Raw genomic sequence first — 18,033 nt, 5'->3', positions numbered from 1 at the left:
GCGCCCGCGTCGGTTCGTCCGGCGCGGGCGTTCGCATTTCCGGTTCCGTTGCCAAACAGGACTGGCTAGTGTTTCCCAAAAGTCGAAATCAGGGAAACGCCATGGACGATCTGGAAGCCTTCCGCGCCGACACCCGCCAGTGGCTCGAGGCGAACTGCCCGTCCGAGTGCCGCGGCCCGATGGAAAACGACGAGGACCGCGTCTGGGGCGGCCGCAACGCCACCTTCCGAACGCCCGCCCACCAACAGTGGATGGAGGTCATGGGCGCGCGTGGCTGGACCGCACCGGAGTGGCCGACAGAATATGGCGGCGGCGGCCTGTCGCGCGAACAGGCCAAGGTGCTGGCGTCCGAGATGCGCCGCATCGATGCCCAGATGCCCCTGTCCAGCTTCGGCATCTGGATGCTGGGCCCGGCCCTGCTGAAATTCGGCACCGAGGCCCAGAAGAAGCGCTTCCTGCCCGAGATCGTCCGCGGCGAGATCCGCTGGTGCCAGGGCTATTCCGAGCCGGGCGCAGGCTCCGACCTCGCCGGCCTCCAGACCCGCGCCGTCGATCATGGCGACCACTGGATCGTCAACGGCCAGAAGGTCTGGACCTCCTATGCCGACAAGGCCGACTGGATCTTCTGCCTGGTGCGCACCGACCCGGATGCCCCCAAACATCTGGGCATCAGCTTTGTCCTGTTCGACATGGCCACGCCGGGTGTCTCCACCCGGCCCATCGAGCTGATCAGCGGCAAGTCGGCCTTCTGCGAGACCTTCTTCGACGATGTCCGGGTCGAGAAGGAAAACCTGATCGGCGAGCTGAACCGGGGCTGGGACGTGGCCAAGAACCTGCTGGCCCACGAACGCACCATGATCGGCGGCATGGGCGAGATCGCCGGCCGTCCGGTGGGCCAGATCGCCGCCGACACGATCGGCACCGATGATCAGGGCCGGCTGGCCGACACCGCCCTGCGGGCCCGACTGTCGGACCTCGAGATCGACGCCGCGGCCTTCCGCCTGTCGATGGAACGGGTCGGCGATCAGGTAAAGGCCCGCCAGGTCAATCCGGCCATCGCCTCGATGCTGAAATACTACGGGTCCGAGCTGAACAAGCGTCGGATGGAACTGGTCATGACCGCCGGCGGGTCTGACGCGCTGGAGTGGGAAAGCGACCGGTCCCAGCACGGCCAGGACGCCCGCGACTGGCTGCGCACCAAGGCCAATTCGATCGAGGGCGGGACCTCCGAGGTCCAGCTCAACATCATCGCCAAACACCTGCTGCAGCTGCCGGGCGCCTAGGTCGTGACACTCCGCATCATGGCACTCTGTCTGATCGTGGCCAGCGTGGTCGTGTCTGTCTTCGTCCTGCTGGCGGTCGCGATGTCCGTTCCGGGCGGCATAACCCGGGTCGTCGATCATCCGGTCGCGAAGATCATGCTCGCCCTTCCGTTCATCGGGGTGTGTGCGCTCGCCGTTTGCGCCTGGCGAGACGCCCGACCGCGAACGATGGCCGCGATTGGCACCCTTCCCCTGCTGGCTCAGGGCCTGACCCTTCTCACCTTCGTTCGCATGGGAACGTTCGCCTGATGCCCCTGATCCTGACCGATGAGCAGACCATGCTCAAGGACGCTGCCGACGGCTTCCTGACCGAGAACGCCCCTATCGCCCACCTGCGCCACCTGCGCGACAGCCGCGACGCCGACGGCCTCTCCCGCGACCTGTGGCGGAGCTTTGGCGAGATGGGTCTGGCGGGCGTGATCATCCCCGAGGCCCATGGCGGTTCGGGCCTCGGCGCGGTCGAGGCCGGCGTCGTGGCCGAGAGCCTCGGCCGCACCCTGACCCCCTCGCCCTTCCTCGGCTCCAGTGTCCTGTCCGCCCGGGTGCTGATCGACGCCGGGTCCGACGCCCAGCAGACCGCCTGGCTGCCCCGGATCGCGGCCGGAGAGGCCATCCTGTCACTGGCGGTCGATGAGGGGGCCAAACACGCCCCGTCGCGCATGACGACCACGGCCGAACGTTCCGGCAACGGCTTCCGGCTGAATGGCGAAAAGGGCTTCGTGCTCGACGGCCACATCGCCGATGCCCTGATCGTGGCCGCGAAGACGGATGGCGGCACCACCCTGTTCCTGATCGATCCCGCCACCGCGGGGATCGAGATCGAGCGCACCGTCATGGTCGATGCTCACAATGCCGCCCGCATCACCCTGAGGGATGTCCAGGTCGACGCCGACTCCGTCATCGACGCGGTCGACGGTGGCGAGGAGACGCTGAACGCCGCCCTGAACCTCGGCCGCGCCTGCGCCGCCGCCTCCCTGACCGGGGCGGGGGATCAGGCCTTCCAGATCACCCTCGACTACATCAAGACCCGCAAACAGTTCGGGAAACTGATCGGCGAGTTCCAGGCCCTGCAGCACCGCTCGGCGCATCTGTTCACCGAGATCGAACTGGCGCGCGCCGCCACCCTGGCCGCACTTCAGGCGCTCGACGCCGGCCGCGCGGATGCCCCCTTTGCGGTCTCTGTCGCCAAGGCCAAGGCCGGCCGGGTCGCCGAACTGGCGGTGCAGGAAGGCGTCCAGATGCACGGCGGGGTCGGCATGACCGATGCCTATGACATCGGCCTGTTCATGAAGCGCGTCCGGGTGCTGAACGAATGGCTCGGCGACCCCGGATTCCATGCCGAGAGCGTGGCCCGCGCGCGCGGGTTCTGACTTCAAAACAGCCGCTCATCCCGGCGAAAGCCGGGACCCAGTGCTTTGGGGCGGGGATGTGAATGGATCTGAGGCGATGGCAATCCTGCGCACTGGATATGCGAAAGAACTGGGTCCCGGCCTTCGCCGGGATGAGCGGAGCTGAATAGGACGGTTACTCCGTCAACTGACGATCCAGCTTCTCGACCAGCGCCGCATAGACCTCGCCGGCCATCCGCACCGTGGCCGGGTCGATCTGGTCCATGTTGTCATTGGCCGTGTGAATCGTCGCGAACACCTTGGGCACGAAGCCCTCGGCCAGGCCGTTCGTCTGCCCGCCATTGAAGGCCAGCCACATCTGGTGGGCCCCGATGTGATCCTGGAAACCCAGTGACACAACCGGCGCAGCGGCCGCCGAGAAGGCCCGGTCGTCCGAGGGCGGATAGACCGGATAGCCGACGCAGTTCATCGCCCGCTCGGCACAGAGCTCGCGCACGGCCCGGGTGATCCCGGCGGACTGGTCGCCATTGTTCTGGCCATACATCAGGGTGTCGCCATAGCCCGCGACGTCGGAGTTCACGACGGCCGCCACATTTGTGAGGCCATGCGCCTCGATCCATTTGCGCGCGCCGATCAGGCCCAGCTCTTCCTGATCCAGCAGGATCAGCCGCACCCGGTGCGTCAGCGTCTTCGTCTTCAGGATCTTGGCCGCCTCGATCATGCCGACGACCGAGGCCGCATTGTCGACCACGCCCGCCGCCATCGTCCCGTCGCGCAGCTTCACGGCGTCATAGTGGGCGGTCATCAGGATCTCGCGGGGCCCGTCGCCGATGGTCACGACCACATTACGGCCCTCCATCGGGCCACTGCGGGCGGTCCCGCCGGTAAAGGTCTCGACGGTCGGCTCGAACCCGGCGGCCCGCAGCTGCTCGACCACGACGGCAGTCCGCGCCTCGTTGGAGGGCTGCACATAGGCCGCGACCTGAGCCTTCAGATCAACGTCCTGGGCCAGGACGGATGGCGCGACCAGCAGGGCCGAGACGACAGCGAGCGAACGAAACAGCATAGGCATCCCCTGAGAGCGATGTGCCATGGCTAGCGCGGGATCACGCCGCGTGCACATTGCTTTTTTGTCAGGCCAGTCCGGGCGCGACAGTATAGGCGGCTTCGGTCTTGGAGGCGACCTCCTCCAGCGTCACCCCGTCCGCCAGTTCGATCAGCTCCAGTCCCGCGCCGTCCGGCTTGACGTCGAACACGGCCAGGTCGGTGATGATCCGGCTGACGACGCCGGTACCGGTCAGCGGCAGGGTGCAGGCCTTCAGGACCTTGGACTGGCCGTGCTTGTTGGCGTGCTCCATGACCACGACGACGCGCTTGACGCCGGCCACCAAATCCATCGCCCCGCCCATCCCCTTCACCAGCTTTCCGGGGATCATCCAGTTGGCAATGTCGCCATTCTCGGCGACCTCCATGGCCCCCAGGATCGACAGGTTGATATGGCCGCCGCGGATCATGGCAAAGCTGTCGGCCGAGCTGAAATAGGCGCTCTCCGGGATCTGGGTGATCGTCTGCTTTCCGGCATTGATCAGATCGGCATCGACGTCCTCGTCGAACGGGAAGGGCCCCATGCCCAGCATGCCGTTCTCGGACTGGAGCGTGACCTCCATGCCGGGTGGAATATGGTTGGCCACCAGGGTCGGGATCCCGATGCCCAGGTTCACATAGAAGCCGTCCTTGAGCTCAAGGGCAGCGCGTTCGGCCAGTTGGTCACGGGTGCGGGGCATCAGATCGGTTCCTTCATGGCCGCAGGGGCGGGCTGGTGGAGGGCCAGTCGGTTGCCCTCGCTATCCTCGATCTCGGCCACGCAGCCGAGGTCTCCAAGGTCTTTCACGGGAAATAGGATGGCGGCCCCCCGATCCGTGGCGACCGCGAGCGCCCGCTGGATATCCGGGACATGATGATAGACGACCGCGCCGTCCCGGGTGGGGCGATAGATATCGCCCATGACCAGAGCGGCCGAGGCCCCTGGATGGCCCTCGTGCGTCGGAAACAGCGCCATGGGATAGCCGTCGACCTCGACGCGCTCGAAATCGTGTCCGAACAGCGCGGCATAGAAGTCGACAGCCCGGTCCAGATCGGTGACCGGGATCTCGACATGGCGGATCGGGTTACCCGGCGTCATGCCTCACGCCTCGGCGGGCTCGCGGGCCGTCACCGTCCGCTGCTCGATCCGCTTCTCGAACGAGCCGACAAACAGGCGGTCGACGTAGATTCCGGGGGTGTGGATGTTGTCCGGGTCCAGCGAGCCTGTCGGCACGAGTTCCTCGACCTCGACGATCGTCAGCTTGCCGGCCGTAGCCATCATGGGATTGAAGTTCCGGGCGGTCTTGCGGAACACCAGATTGCCGCGCTCGTCCGCCTTCCAGGCCTTGACGATCGACAGGTCGGCGACCAGGCCGGTCTCCATCACATACTGGCGGCCGTCGAAGGTGCGGACCTCCTTGCCCTCGGCGACCAGGGTGCCGACGCCGGTGGCGGTGAAGAAGGCCGGGATGCCCGCCCCGCCTGCACGGATCCGCTCGGCCAGGGTGCCCTGGGGATTGAACTCGAGGTCCAGTTCACCGGCCAGGTACTGGCGCTCGAACTCCTTGTTCTCGCCGACGTAGGACGAGATCATCTTGGCGATCTGACGGGTTTCCAGCAGCTGGCCGAGGCCAAACCCGTCCACGCCGGCATTGTTGGAGATGACCGTCAGCCCCTTGACGCCCGTGTCCCGCAAGGCGGCGATCAGGTTTTCGGGGATGCCGCACAGGCCAAAGCCCCCGGACATCACGGTCATTCCGTCGAACGCCACGCCCTCCAGCGCCGTCCTGGCATCTGCATAGACCTTACGCATCGGATCCCTTTTTCACCGCTTGATGAATAACACCTCGTTCTCTCGTCAATAGGACGCGGACGGCAGCCGGGCAAGCTTAGACCGGTCACGCCGCTCGCTGCAGGATGGTCGTCATCTCGAAGAGGTTACGGTGGAGGACCTGAAGCACGGCAAAACGCTTGCGCCCGTCAGTGTCACCGCCGAAATCGGCCGTGTCAGACCGCGTTCAGCGGGCGATGCCCAGGGTCGTCGGATGCGCCGGCGGCCGCCCGCGCTCGCGGTACCGGGCACCCTTGAACATCCCCAGCACGGCCTCCCAGTGGATGCCCCACATGACCTTGAAGGTCAGCAGCGGATGGCTGATCCAGGCCTTCAGCAGCGCCGCATCGGTCAGGGGCTGACGGGTGCCGGCAAAGGTTGCGGTCAGGATCGCCGTGTCGCCCCGGCGCACGGCCACGACCACTGACACGGCCTCGCCGGGCGGCCGGACCGTGAAGTCGTAGGTCAGGTCCATGTCCATGAAGGGCGAGACGAAGAAGGCCTTCTCCGCGCTCTGGCGCACCAGACGGTCGTCGCTCTCTCGCGGCTGGGCGACCAGATAGCTGTGTCGCTCATGGAAGGTGTTGGTCACCTCGTACAGCAGGGCCGCCAGCCGCCCGTCCGGACGGTGACAGAAATAGACGCTCAGCGGATTGAAGCCGTAGCCAAGGATGCGCGGCATGCACAGCAGGCGGATCGGCCCGCCCTCGATATCGATGCCCGCCTCGGCCAGATGATGCTCGACCTGTCCCCGCAGCGGTCGACCCGAGCGGTCGCCGTGGTCGGCGGCCCGGAAACTGAGCAGGCCGAACCGCTTTCCGCCCAGCCAGCGCAGCCGCTTCAGATGGTCGTCCACATGGTCGAGGTCCATCAGCAGCATGAAGATGCGATAGCCCAGCGTGTGGTCGAACCCGTGGGTCCGCCGGTGCGTGACCTGTCCCACATACAGCGCCGACGCGTCGTCCTGCCCCCTCGCAGGGGACGCCGTCATCATGCGGCAAGGCTCTGCGGCACCGCGTGGACCTGGATCCGTCCGCTCTCGTTGGCCACGGACCAGGGACGGCGCACCCCGCCCAGTTGCTCGGCCACGGCCAGTCCGGCCTGCAGCCCGTCCTCATGGAAGCCCGAACCGAACCAGGCCCCAGCGAACCAGACGCTCTGCCGGTTCTGCAGCGTCCAGAGCTCCGCCTGCGCCGCCACGGCAGCCGTATCGAACACCGGGTGCTCATAGTCCCACGCCCCCAGCACTAGCGTCGGGTCGGGCTCGCGCACGGGGTTGAGGCTGACGAACAGCGGCGGCCCCTTCAGCCCCTGCAACTCGTTCATCCAGTAGGTGACCCCGCCCTCGCCGGCACGGTCCGTCAGCCCCTGATGGGTCCAGGCCGCCCAGGCCTTCTTCCGCCTGGGCATCAGGGTCACATCGCGGTGCAGGATGGCCCGGTTGGGACGATAGGCGATGGCCCCCAGCAAACGCTTCTCGTCCTCCGAAGGGGTGTCGAGCAGACGCAGGGCCTGGTCGGAATGGGTGGCCAGAACGACCGCATCGAACCGCTCGCTCCGCCCGTCGGCGAACCGGACTTTCGCCCCGTCCGCGCCGCGGGCGATCCCGGCAATCCCGGCCCCCAGAACCGTCGTGCCGGTGAAGGCCCTGGCCAGACGGCTGACATACTGGCGACTGCCGCCCTCCACCGTGCGCCAGGTGGGCTTGAGCTCATAGGCCAGCAGGTTGTGGTTCATGTAGAACCGGACCAGCGAGGCGGCCGGATAGTTGGCCATCTGGTCCAGGGTCGAGGACCAGATGGCGGCGGCCTGGGGCAGCAGATAGGCGTCCCGGAACATCGTCCCGTAGCCGCCACGCACCAGATAGGCCTCCAGCGTCTCGCCCGACGCCTCCAGCGCCGCCAGATCCTTCGGGGCCTGTTTCTGGAACCGCAGGATGTCGGTGATCATCCGCCAGAATTTCGGACTGGCGTAATTGCGCTTCTGGGCGAACAGGGCTCCGAGCCCGTGGCTCGAATACTCCAGCGCCCCGTCATCCATCGAAACCGCAAACGACATATGCGCCGGCCGCGTCGGCACCTTCAGGTGATCGAACAGCGCCACCAGGTTGGGATAGTTGGCCTCGTTGTAGACGATGAACCCCGTATCGACGGCCACCGGTGCCGAGGGACTGGGGGCGTCGACCGTGTTCGAATGCCCGCCCAGCCGGTCGTCGGCCTCGTAGAGCGTGACATCATGCGCCTGCGACAGCAGCCACGCACAGGACAGGCCGGTGATGCCTGAGCCGACCACGGCGATACGCTGCCGGGTGGCGTCACGGTCGGGGGCGACCAGGGTGGGACTCATGTCAACTCCGGCATTGCGGTCGGCTCAAGCTACGGTGATACGACATCATCGGATGAGGGTCATCCGTACGCAACGCGTCACCGTAGCTGTATGCACAGTCAAGCGGAGCCTTTACGCCTCCCGCCTTCAACCGCCATAAACGCTAACGAGCCAAGGAAACCCCGATGAACCTTGCCAATGTCGCCATTCGGCAGCTTCAGGACGCCCCCTTTCCCGACTTCGTCACGCGCCCGGCGATCCGGAGCCTGGTGACCGAGGCGCGAAAGCGGCTTGATCGCGAGGCCCCGCACAACCCCGCCGCCTTCGCGCGCGCCATGGCCGAGCGCCCCATCGCCGAACACGCCGATGCCGCCAACGATCAGCACTACGAACTGCCTCCCGAGTTCTTCCAGATCTGCCTCGGCAAGCGCCTGAAATACTCCTGCTGCCTGTATGATCGCGACGCCGAAACCCTCGACCGGGCCGAGGAGAAGGCCCTGGCCGAGAGCTGTGCCCATGCCGGTCTGGTCGACGGACAGTCGATCCTCGAACTGGGCTGCGGCTGGGGCTCGCTCAGCCTCTGGATGGCCGAACACTATCCCGCAAGCCGCATCACCGCCGTCTCGAACAGCCACGGCCAGCGCGGCCATATCGAGGCCCAGGCCGCTGCGCGCGGCCTGACCAACCTGACCGTCATCACCTGCGACATGAATGATTTCGAGGCCCCGGAGCCCGGCAGCTACGACCGCATTGTCTCGGTGGAAATGTTCGAGCACATGGCCAACTGGCGCGGCCTGCTGACCCGGGCGAAACGCTGGCTCAAGGCGGACGGCCGGATGTTCATCCACATCTTCACCCATCGCGATGCGCCCTACCGGTTCGATCACACCGATTCCGGCGACTTCATCGCCCAGCATTTCTTCACCGGCGGCGTGATGCCCAGCCATGGACTGATCCGCGAATTCTCCGACCTGTTCACGGTCGAACAGGAATGGATGTGGAACGGCAAACACTATGCCCGCACCGCCGAGGACTGGCTGGCGAACATGGATCGCAACGAAGCGCGCATCTTCGAGTTGATGCAGGCAACCTATGGCGATCAGGCCCGGTTGTGGGTGCGGCGCTGGCGCAGATTCTATCTCGCCACGGCCGGGCTGTTCGGAAACGACGACGGCCGCACCTGGGCGGTCAGCCACTACAGACTGATGCCGACCTGACGGACGGCAGGGGACCAAGATGATCAAATATGTGTTCGCCTATCTGGGCGCGGGCCTTACCTTTGCCGTCATCGATGCGGTCTGGCTGACAACCATGGTCAACCGGCTGTATCGCCCCGTCATCGGGCCGATCATGGCCGACAAGCCGGACATGACGGCGGCCGTGATCTTCTATCTCATCTCGATCGCCGGCACCGTCTTCCTGGCCATCGATCCCGCGTTGCGTGAAGGGTCATGGACCCGCGCGGCCCTGAACGGGGCCGTGCTGGGCTTCATCGCCTATGCCACCTATGACCTGACCAACCAGGCGACCCTGAACGTCTGGTCCTGGAAGCTGACCATTACCGACATCATCTGGGGCACGACCCTGACGGGGCTGTCGGCGACCGGTGGCTATTTCGCCGCGCGCTGGGCCGAAGGGAAGTTCGGCTGAGCGATCAGCTCTTCAGCCGCCAGCCCGACCGGAACACCAGCCAGCAGGCGGCCGCCATGGCGACCGTCAGCACGGCGCTCATGATCACGCCGATCATCAGATTGCCCTCGGCCTGACCGATGAATCCATAACGGAACCCGTCGATCAGATAGAAGAACGGATTCCAGTGGCTGATGGTGGCGAACGGCTCGGGCAGGTTCTCGACCAGATAGAAGGTCCCCGACAGGAAGGTCATCGGCATGACCACGAAATTCTGCACCGCCGACAGGTGGTCGAATTTCTCGGACCAGAGGCCGGCCAGAACGCCCACCATTCCCATGAACAGGGAGGCGATCAGGCCGAACCAGGCGATGGCCGCCAGATTGGCAATGCCCATTCGCGCGAACGGCAGCACGCAGATCGCGGTCACCAGCCCGACCGCCAGGCCCCGTGTGGCCGCGCCGAGGGAAAACCCGATCGTCAGTTCCAGCGGGGACAGGGGCGGGGTCAGGAAGTCGGTGGACGTCCCCATGATCTTGGCCTGGATCAGGCTCGATGAGGCGTTGGCGAAGGCATTGTTCAGCATCGCCATCATGATCAGGCCCGGTGCCACGAACTCGGCAAAGGGCGTGCCGTGCAGCGGCGGCCGCGCGCCCTGCAGGGCCACAACAAAGACCAGCATATACAACAGGGTTGTCACGACCGGTGCCGCGACCGTCTGGGCTCCCACCTTCCAGAACCTGCGCACTTCCCGCAGGTAGAGGGTCTGCACACCCACCCAGTTGATGCCGTCATAGCGACGCGGCATCGGCAGGCCCGTCGGTCGGGTCGAGGCGAGGGTCGTGGGCTCGGTCATGCCCGCCAGATGCGCCCCGAATCCCCGTTTCGCAAGCATCCGGGCTTCATCGAACGCCGATTCAATATCTTGATTTCTGTGGACGCTTGATTCGCACATCTTGCGTCTCTTAACGCCTCGTTTACGACTGGTTGTGGGTCAGCGGCATCGACGGCGTCCGCAGGCACCAGATATTGAATCTGCTTTTCGCTGGAGGGCGACATGACACCAGGCTGGACAGAAGACCGCGTCGGTGCGTTGAAGAAGCTGTGGCTGGAAGGCCAGTCGGCCTCGCAGATCGCCAAACAGCTGGGCGGCGGCGTCACCCGCAACGCCGTGATCGGCAAGGTGCATCGCCTCGGCCTGTCCGGCCGCGCGACGCCGTCGCAGCCGGCCCGGACCGCCACCACCTTCCGCCCGGCCAAGACGCGCACCACGCCGCCGGTCCAGCCGTCGGCGCCCCGGCGCATCGAGGCCGTTGCCCCGGCCCCCCGCCCCAACCTGCCGGTCGCCCCGACGCCGGAGCGTGCCCCCGACATGGTCGGCACGGCCACGGTGATGACCCTGGGAGCCCACATGTGCAAATGGCCGATCGGCGATCCGTCGTCGTCGGAGTTCAGCTTCTGCGGCCGCCGGGCCTCCGAAGGCGTCTATTGCGTCGAGCATGCCCGCGTCGCCTACCAGCCCGCCTTGAAGAAGAATGGCTCGACCGAGCTGGCGCGGTCGCTGCGTCGCTACATCTGATTTCGGCCGCACGGGGCGGCGGGGCCGGGCACGATTTCGCCCATCTCCGCCGCCTTCGTCATTCCGCCGTCACGGTTGCTCCCTAGAGGGCTCGCTCCACCCGCCGGGTCCGCCCGCGGGATCGGGGGCGGGGCTGCGGTTATCCGGGTTGACGCAGCCCCCGACCCTCTCCCCTGGCAAATGTCAGTTCAGCACGCGCCGGTCGCCCGGGATGTCGAGGCTGAAGGCCGGAATTGCAGCCTCGAAGGCGCGGCCCGACGGGTCGACCATCTGGTACAGCCCTTCCATCACGCCCGACGGCGTCGTCAGCGGACAGCCCGAGGCATAGGCATAGCGTTCGCCCGGTGCGATCACCGGCTGCTGTCCCACGACCCCCGGCCCCTGCACCTCTTCCTCGACACCCCGCCCGTCGGTGATGCGCCAGAAGCGTGACATCAGCTGCACAGGCGCCGGACCGTGGTTCTCGATCTCGACCTGATAGGCCCAGACCCAGCGCCCGCCTTCCGGATCGGATTGCCCGGCCAGATAGCTGGGCCGGACACGGACGACGATGTCGCCGGTGCGGGCTTCATAAGCGGGACTGTCATTCATGGTCGGTGGCCTGTCGGATATCGCACGCCCATCGTTGCGCCACAGACCGGGGGATTCAATGTCAAAGGCAAGACAGACGACAAATTCCCCCTTAGACCGGGGGCATGAGCGCCTTCATCACAGCCACGCCCGGCATCCTGCCCTGCCAGTCCATCGAGAGCCTGATCGCCACGGGCGCGATCCGATCGCAGACCCCGTTCGACGCCGATCAGGTCCAGCCTGCCTCGCTGGACCTGCGTCTGTCCGACACCTGCTGGCGGGTGCGGGCCTCCTTCCTGCCCGGCTCGCGCAAGGTCGAGGACCGGATCGCCGATGTCGTGATGCACACGCTCGACCTGTCCGGCGGCGAGGTTCTTGAAAAAGGCTGCGTCTATATCGCCCGGCTGCAGGAAAGCCTGACCCTGCCAAAGGGGCTGATCGCCCGCGCCAACCCGAAGAGCTCCACCGGCCGGGTCGATGTCTTCGTGCGCCTGCTGACCGATCAGGGGGCGTCCTTCGACGACGTGGCCGAAGGCTATGAGGGGCCGCTGTATCTGGAGATCGCGCCCCAGACCTTTTCCATCCTCGTCCGACCCGGCACCCGGCTGAACCAGCTGCGGCTGAAGGCCGGCGAGCCTCCGCGTCTCGAGACCCGCAGCGTCGGCGTCGATCTGCAGGGCGGCGACATCGTCGGCTTCCGCGGTCGCCGCCACGCCGGCGTCATCGATCTGGACCGGATCGACGGCCATGATCCCCGCGACTTCTGGGAGCCGCTGAACGTGCGTCGGGGCGAGCTTCTGCTGGACCCGGGCGAGTTCTACATCCTGGCCTCCAGCGATGCGGTCGAGATCCCGGTCGACCAGGCCGCCGAGATGACCCCGATCGACCCCAGCGTCGGCGAGTTCCGCGTCCACTACGCCGGCTTCTTCGACCCCGGCTTCGGCACCGACGAAGCACACGGGGCCGGCTCGAAGGGCGTGCTGGAAGTCCGCACCCACGACACCCCCTTCCTGCTGGAACACGGCCAGATCGTCGCCCGGCTGGTCTATGAACCCCTGACCGAACGACCCTCCCGCCTCTATGGCGAGGGCGGCAGCCACTACCAGCGGCAGGGGCTGAAGCTCAGCAAGCATTTCAGGTCCTGGTAATCTCCTCCCCATCGCGAGGCGATGGGGAGGTGGCGCGGTGCACAGCACCGTGACGGAGGGGCTGCCGGACACGGACTCTGTCTGATTTTCAAGGCACCATCAGTGCAGCGGGCGAAGCCCCTCCACCCCGCTTCGCACGGTCCCCCTCCTCGTCGCAGGGCGACAGGGAGGATATCTCAGCTCAGCCGATCCGCCTTCCGCAGCGAAGGGAAGACCCTGGCCCAGATTCCGGTGGCGGCCAGCGCCCCCACCCCGCCGAACACTGCGGCACCGATCGGGGACAGCAGCCGGACCATGACCCCGGAGTAGGCCTCGCCCAGTTCATTCGAGGCCCCGATGAACAGCATGGACACCGACGACACCCGCCCGCGCATGTGATCGGGCGTCGACAGCTGGATAAGGGTCTGGCGAATGTTGACGCTGATCATGTCGGCCGCGCCCCCGATCAGCAGGGCGATGGCGCTGATCCAGGCGATCTTCGACAGGCCGAAAATGATGGTGCAGACGCCAAACACCGCCACGGCCCCGAACATCCACAGGCCCCCGCGCCGCACGATCGGATAGCGCGACAGATAGACCGCCATCCCCAGGGCCCCGACCCCGAAGGCGGCGCGCAGAAGCCCGAACCCGGCCGCCCCGACATGCAGGATGTCCCGCGCAAAGATCGGCGTCAGCAGGGCCACGCCGGCGAACAGCACCACGATCAGATCCAGCGAAATCGCCCCCAGCACGATCTTGGTGTCCCAGACGTATTTCAGGCCCTCCTTGACCGCATCCCAGCGCCCCGTCCCGTCCTCGACCGGTTCCGGCTTGCCGCTGGTCCGGATCAGCAGGAAGGCGCTCAGGCCCACCAGGAACATGCCGAGCGCCACGGCATAGGCCAGCGGAACCGAGAGGCCGACGATGACCCCGCCCAGGGCCGGGCCGGCGATGGCACCGGTCTGGAAGGCGATCGACTGGGCCGCGATGGCGCGCGGCAGGCCGGCACGACCGACCACCATCGGCAGGAAGGCCTGGCTGGCCGGTGCCAGGAAGGCCCGGCAGGCCCCGAACAGACAGGCCACGGCCAGCAGCCCCCAGAGCGGCGGCGAGCCATGCAGGGCCATGGCGAGGAAGGCGATCGCGCACAGCCCCTCCACGGCGATCGACAGGGCGACCGTGACTTTGCGATCGCGCCGGTCCGCCATCTCGCCCGCAGGCAGGGTGAAGGCCAGCAGCGGAATGAACTGCACCAGCCCGACCAGCCCCAGATACAGGCTGGCCTGTTCGATCGGGTGATCCCGCCGCGCGATCTCGTAGACCTGCCACAACAGGGCCGAGGACTGGATCTGGATCGCCAGCACCGCCGCGACACGCCCAAGCCACAGCAGCCGGAAATCCCGGATCGCCCAGGGGTTATCGCCCCGGTCCACATCGCCGCCGAGTCTCTTCTCGGGCGCCGGGGGTTCAGGGGTGTCAGAAGGGTCGGTCATGGTGTCTCAGCCTGGCAGGCGAACTCTTTTCGCGACCGCACAACGCCCGTAAAGCATAGGTCCATGACCGGCGCACCCCTTCCCCTCATCGATCCTGTCGAACTGACGCGCGATCTCATCCGTCGCCCGTCCGTGACCCCCGCCGATGCGGGAGCCATGGATACCCTGCAGCGGGTGCTGACCGACCTCGGATTCACCTGCCGGCGCATGGCCTTCGAAGGCCCGTCGGGCACCGGCTCCGACGCCCGGATCGAGAACCTGTACGCCCGGCGCGGAACCGCCTCGCCCAATCTCTGCTTCGCCGGCCACACCGATGTCGTGCCGACCGGCAATACCGAGGCCTGGTCCTCGGCCCCCTTTGAAGCCGAGGTCCGCGACGGACTGCTCTATGGGCGGGGGGCCGTCGACATGAAGGGCGGGATCGCCGCCTGGGTCGCCGCCGTGTCCGAGGTGCTGGCGGCCGCAGAGCCCGACGGTTCGCTGTCCTTCCTGATCACCGGCGACGAGGAAGGCCCGGCCCTGCATGGCACCAAGCGGGTGGTCGAAGCGCTGATGGCCGAGGGCGAGATCATCGACGCCTGTGTCGTCGGCGAACCCTCGTCCCAGCATCAGCTGGGCGACATGATCAAGATCGGTCGCCGTGGCTCGCTAAACACCTGGATCACCGTCCATGGCAAGCAGGGCCACGTTGCCTATCCGGCCCGGGCCGCCAATCCGGCCCCGGTCCTGGTGCGGCTGCTGGCCGCCCTCGATGCCTGGGTGATCGATGAGGGCTATGAGGCCTTTCAACCCTCGAACCTCGAGATCACCACCATCGACATCGGCAACGGGGCGACCAATGTCATCCCATCCGAGGCCCGGGCGCGCCTGAACATCCGCTTCAACCCGGCCCAGAGCGGCGACGGGCTGATGGCCGAGCTCAACAGGCTGGCCGGTCAGGCCCAGGCCGACAGCGGGCTGCAGATCACGCTTGAGCATCTGTGCTCCGGCGAGGCCTTCCTGACGCCCCATGGACCGTTCGTGACGGCGGTCCAGGATGCCGTAGAGGCCGGGACTGGCATTCGCCCGGAAGCCTCGACCACGGGCGGGACGTCCGACGCCCGGTTCCTGCGTGCGATGTGTCCGGTGCTGGAACTGGGTCTGGTCGGCCAGACCATGCACCAGATCGACGAACGGGTGCCGGTCGCCGAGCTTCAGGCCCTGACCGGTGTCTATCGCCGGGTCATTGAATCGGTTCTGGTCAGGAACTGACGCCATGACCGTCTTGGGCCCCTTCGCTGCCTTGCGCCTGCCCGGAAGTCTTGCCAGATCACCAGAATGAATTTCCGCATCGAAAAACGCATCGGCATCCAGGCCCCGGCCGAACGCATCTGGGACACCTTGTCCGATCTCGCCTTCTGGAGCCGGTGGAACCCGGTCGAGACCGACGCTTCGGGCGTCATCGGCTTCGGCGGCGAGATCCGCCTGACCGAGACCCTGCCCGGCCATCCCGCCCGACCGGTCATTGCCCGCGTCGGTGACTGGCAGCCCCTGGCGCAGCTGGTCTGGTCCGAAAAGCGCGGCATGATGTTCAACGTCGTCCGCTATTTCGAGATCGACGAGCTCGAGCCAGGCAGCTGTATCGCCGCCAACGGCTATATCTTCTCGGGCCTGCGCGGCGAGCTGTTCCACGACAAGCACAAATTCGCGCTGCGGCAGGCCTGCGAGCAGGTGGCCGAGTCGCTGAAGGCCGCGGCCGAACGACCGGTCTGATCCGCGGACCGCGGCCTATTTGGCCATCGTGTCCTGGATGTTGATGATCGCGGGTCCGAGGATCACGACGAACAGCACGGGCAGGAAGAAGATGATCATCGGCACGGTCAGCTTGGCTGGCAGGGCCGCCGCCTTCTTTTCGGCTGCCGACAGGCGCAGGTCTCGGTTTTCCTTGGCCATGGTGCGTAGGGCGACACCCAGGGGTGTGCCGTACTGTTCCGCCTGGATCATGGCCGTGGTCACGGCGCGGACGCCGGGATGGTTGGTCCGTCTCGCCAGGCCTTCATAGGCATGGCGACGCTCGGGCAGGTAGCTGAGCTCGGCCGTCAGCAGGCTGAGCTCCTCGGCCAGTTCGATCGAGGATGTGCTGATTTCCTGGCTCACCTTCTGGATCGCCGCCTCGATCGACATACCGGCCTCGACGCAGATCAGCAGCAGGTCCAGCGTGTCCGGAAACGCCTGCATGATCGAGGTCTGGCGCTTGGCGATCAGGTTCGAGAGATAGATGTTCGGGGCATAGTAGCCGGCCAGGGCCGCCGCCACGGTGGCCGTGACGCGGTTCATGGTCGGCAGTCCGAAATCGTTGAACCCGAACAGATAGAAGCCGACAGCTGCCATGAAGACGAACGGCATGGCCATCCGGAAGAAGTAGAAGGTCGTGATGGGCTTGGGCCCGCGGAAGCCCGCCTGGGCCATCTTGTCGACGACCTTGGGGTCCTCCAGCCGCTTGCTGAGGTCCAGCATGTCGACGATCTGTTTCTTGAAGCCGTCGTCGGTGTGGCGCAGCGCCGAGGCCGAACCCGAGACCATGGCCTGACGCGACCGGCGCCGCAGTTCGTCGCGACGGACCGCGACAGCCTTCATGCGCGTTTCGAGCTGCGCCCCGCCCGTCATGGAGGCGACGACGGTGAAGATCGCCGCAAAGGCGCAGATGCCGACGCCGATGCTCATCAGGTTCAGGGGGTTGGTCAGAAACGCGATCATGGTCCGTCAGTCCCTAGAATTTGAACGCGATCATCTTCTTCATCACGAAGACGCCGGCGGACATCCAGATCGCGGCTCCCAGCAGCATCACCTGTCCACGGGGGTCGGTGAAGAGCAGCCCCATGTAGGCGGGGGTCGTGATGAAGACGAGGGTCATGACCACGGGCGGCAGCGCGCCGATGATCCCGGCCGATGCCATGGCTTCCGATGACAGCGCCTTGATCTTTTCGGCCATCATCCGGCGCGCCCGCAGGACGGTGGTCAGGTTCGACAGGGCCTCGCCCAGGTTGCCGCCGGTCTTCTGCTGGATCGCGATGACGATGGTGAAGAATTTCAGTTCCGGCGTCGGCATCCGCTCGTACATCTTGTCCAGCGACTGCGGCAGCGTCAGGCCCACACTCATGTTCTCGACCAGGCGGCGGAACTCCGGTCCCAGGGGCGCCGGGGCTTCCTTGCCGATGATCTTGAAACAGTCGTGGACCGGCAGGCCGGACCGGATGCCGCGCACGATCACATCGACGGCGTTGGCGAACTCGCTCGAGAATTTCTTCATCCGCCGCTTGCCGATGAAGCCGACCACCCAGCGGGGCAGGCCGAGTCCGAAGACGATCGAGATCCCGGCCGCGAGAAGCAGGTTCAGCCCGAACACCAGGGGGATCAGGAAGGCGAGCGTGCCGAGGACACCGCTGATGATCCAGAAGGTCCGGATCTTCATCGCGAGGCCGGCATGCTTCAGCTTGGCCGCCATGGTCATCCGGGCCTTGCGTTCCCGGCGCTCCGCTTCCTTGAGCTGAAGCTCGATCACCTTGCGGCGGGCTTCGGGTGTGTTGGCCTGCGCAGCGGTCTTGCGGGTGGAGATGTTGCGTCCGACGCCCATGCCCTCGGCGCGCTTGAGGGCCTGTGTCGAGGAATCCTCGCCGCCGACGAAGACCCAGCCGAGGCTGGCAATGATGATGAAGCCCAGAACGCCCGCGAGGATTTCCAGCATC

At 66.4% G+C, this 18,033-nt stretch carries 20 protein-coding genes; 9 read left to right on the top strand and 11 right to left on the bottom strand.

All coding sequences use genetic code 11. The annotated features are described in order from the left end of the window. The first annotated feature begins 101 nt into the window (after positions 1–101). From GGR13_RS14290 to GGR13_RS14280, 3 genes are read left to right on the top strand one after another with little or no spacing between them, the layout of a single operon-like run. Positions 102–1,283 (top strand): acyl-CoA dehydrogenase family protein, encoded by a 1,182-nt coding sequence (locus tag GGR13_RS14290; RefSeq protein ID WP_183214262.1) that lies wholly within the window; start codon positions 102–104, stop codon positions 1,281–1,283. A gap of 3 nt (positions 1,284–1,286) precedes the next feature. Next, positions 1,287–1,571: a hypothetical protein gene (locus tag GGR13_RS14285; RefSeq protein ID WP_183214261.1), complete on the top strand. Its 285-nt coding sequence runs from the start codon at positions 1,287–1,289 to the stop codon at positions 1,569–1,571. Further along, positions 1,571–2,692 carry an acyl-CoA dehydrogenase family protein gene (locus GGR13_RS14280; protein ID WP_183214260.1) on the top strand — a complete coding sequence of 374 codons (1,122 nt, stop codon included), beginning with the start codon at positions 1,571–1,573 and terminating at the stop codon, positions 2,690–2,692. Before GGR13_RS14285 ends, GGR13_RS14280 begins: the two co-directional genes overlap by 1 nt. A 154-nt stretch (positions 2,693–2,846) precedes the next feature. On the opposite strand, the gene GGR13_RS14275 is transcribed toward GGR13_RS14280, so the two are convergent. The 6 genes from GGR13_RS14275 to GGR13_RS14250 form a co-directional block, all read right to left on the bottom strand. Beyond that, complete coding sequence (locus GGR13_RS14275; protein ID WP_246347891.1) at positions 2,847–3,737, bottom strand: M28 family metallopeptidase; 891 nt, start codon at positions 3,735–3,737, stop codon at positions 2,847–2,849. A gap of 67 nt (positions 3,738–3,804) precedes the next feature. After that, on the bottom strand, positions 3,805–4,455 hold the full coding sequence (locus tag GGR13_RS14270; protein ID WP_183214259.1) for a 3-oxoacid CoA-transferase subunit B: 651 nt from the start codon (positions 4,453–4,455) through the stop codon (positions 3,805–3,807). Further along, positions 4,455–4,853: a VOC family protein gene (locus tag GGR13_RS14265; RefSeq protein WP_183214258.1), complete on the bottom strand. Its 399-nt coding sequence runs from the start codon at positions 4,851–4,853 to the stop codon at positions 4,455–4,457. The genes GGR13_RS14270 and GGR13_RS14265 overlap by 1 nt, the downstream gene beginning before the upstream one ends. 3 nt (positions 4,854–4,856) lie before the next feature. Continuing rightward, positions 4,857–5,567: a CoA transferase subunit A gene (locus GGR13_RS14260; protein ID WP_183214257.1), complete on the bottom strand. Its 711-nt coding sequence runs from the start codon at positions 5,565–5,567 to the stop codon at positions 4,857–4,859. A 205-nt stretch (positions 5,568–5,772) separates the two neighbouring features. After that, positions 5,773–6,579, bottom strand: coding sequence for a DUF1365 domain-containing protein (locus GGR13_RS14255; RefSeq protein WP_183214256.1), 807 nt, complete (start codon positions 6,577–6,579; stop codon positions 5,773–5,775). Further along, the gene (locus GGR13_RS14250) at positions 6,576–7,931 is read right to left on the bottom strand and encodes an NAD(P)/FAD-dependent oxidoreductase (RefSeq protein WP_183214255.1); all 1,356 of its coding nucleotides are present in this window, start codon (positions 7,929–7,931) and stop codon (positions 6,576–6,578) included. Before GGR13_RS14250 ends, GGR13_RS14255 begins: the two co-directional genes overlap by 4 nt. Positions 7,932–8,095: 164 nt before the next feature. Between GGR13_RS14250 and GGR13_RS14245 the strand changes: the two genes are divergently transcribed. Further along, positions 8,096–9,127, top strand: a complete 1,032-nt coding sequence (locus GGR13_RS14245) for an SAM-dependent methyltransferase (RefSeq protein ID WP_183214254.1) — start codon at positions 8,096–8,098, stop codon at positions 9,125–9,127. Between the two features lie 19 nt (positions 9,128–9,146). Next, the gene (locus tag GGR13_RS14240; protein ID WP_183214253.1) at positions 9,147–9,560 is read left to right on the top strand and encodes a DUF2177 family protein; all 414 of its coding nucleotides are present in this window, start codon (positions 9,147–9,149) and stop codon (positions 9,558–9,560) included. Positions 9,561–9,564: 4 nt separating this feature from the next. Here GGR13_RS14240 and GGR13_RS14235 read toward each other — a convergent pair whose 3' ends face one another. Then, the gene (locus GGR13_RS14235; protein ID WP_183214450.1) at positions 9,565–10,395 is read right to left on the bottom strand and encodes an ABC transporter permease; all 831 of its coding nucleotides are present in this window, start codon (positions 10,393–10,395) and stop codon (positions 9,565–9,567) included. A 201-nt stretch (positions 10,396–10,596) separates the two neighbouring features. Here GGR13_RS14235 and gcrA point away from each other — a divergent pair, with 201 nt between their 5' ends. Beyond that, positions 10,597–11,118, top strand: coding sequence for a cell cycle sigma 70 cofactor GcrA (gene gcrA, locus GGR13_RS14230; RefSeq protein ID WP_183214252.1), 522 nt, complete (start codon positions 10,597–10,599; stop codon positions 11,116–11,118). Positions 11,119–11,301: 183 nt separating this feature from the next. Here gcrA and apaG read toward each other — a convergent pair whose 3' ends face one another. Continuing rightward, positions 11,302–11,709 carry a Co2+/Mg2+ efflux protein ApaG gene (apaG, locus tag GGR13_RS14225; RefSeq protein ID WP_183214251.1) on the bottom strand — a complete coding sequence of 136 codons (408 nt, stop codon included), beginning with the start codon at positions 11,707–11,709 and terminating at the stop codon, positions 11,302–11,304. Between the two features lie 104 nt (positions 11,710–11,813). On the opposite strand from apaG, the gene GGR13_RS14220 reads away from it, so the two are divergent. Further along, complete coding sequence (locus GGR13_RS14220) at positions 11,814–12,836, top strand: 2'-deoxycytidine 5'-triphosphate deaminase (RefSeq protein ID WP_183214250.1); 1,023 nt, start codon at positions 11,814–11,816, stop codon at positions 12,834–12,836. Positions 12,837–13,012: 176 nt separating this feature from the next. Here GGR13_RS14220 and GGR13_RS14215 read toward each other — a convergent pair whose 3' ends face one another. After that, entirely contained in the window at positions 13,013–14,308 is a 1,296-nt protein-coding gene (locus tag GGR13_RS14215; RefSeq protein ID WP_183214249.1) for an MFS transporter, read from the bottom strand. A gap of 63 nt (positions 14,309–14,371) precedes the next feature. Here GGR13_RS14215 and dapE point away from each other — a divergent pair, with 63 nt between their 5' ends. Continuing rightward, positions 14,372–15,559 (top strand): succinyl-diaminopimelate desuccinylase, encoded by a 1,188-nt coding sequence (gene dapE / locus GGR13_RS14210; protein ID WP_183214248.1) that lies wholly within the window; start codon positions 14,372–14,374, stop codon positions 15,557–15,559. A 66-nt stretch (positions 15,560–15,625) separates the two neighbouring features. Further along, positions 15,626–16,060, top strand: coding sequence for an SRPBCC domain-containing protein (locus GGR13_RS14205; protein WP_183214247.1), 435 nt, complete (start codon positions 15,626–15,628; stop codon positions 16,058–16,060). 15 nt (positions 16,061–16,075) lie between these two features. Here GGR13_RS14205 and GGR13_RS14200 read toward each other — a convergent pair whose 3' ends face one another. Next, positions 16,076–17,044, bottom strand: coding sequence for a type II secretion system F family protein (locus GGR13_RS14200; RefSeq protein WP_183214246.1), 969 nt, complete (start codon positions 17,042–17,044; stop codon positions 16,076–16,078). 13 nt (positions 17,045–17,057) lie between these two features. Beyond that, positions 17,058–18,032: a type II secretion system F family protein gene (locus GGR13_RS14195; RefSeq protein WP_183214245.1), complete on the bottom strand. Its 975-nt coding sequence runs from the start codon at positions 18,030–18,032 to the stop codon at positions 17,058–17,060. Between the last annotated feature and the right edge of the window lies 1 nt (position 18,033).

The sequence above is a fragment of the Brevundimonas variabilis genome (genome assembly GCF_014199945.1).
Classification (GTDB): Bacteria; Pseudomonadota; Alphaproteobacteria; order Caulobacterales; family Caulobacteraceae; genus Brevundimonas; species Brevundimonas variabilis.
Note: the sequence above shows the minus strand (reverse complement) of the source record. Positions and strands in the feature narration are given on the sequence as shown.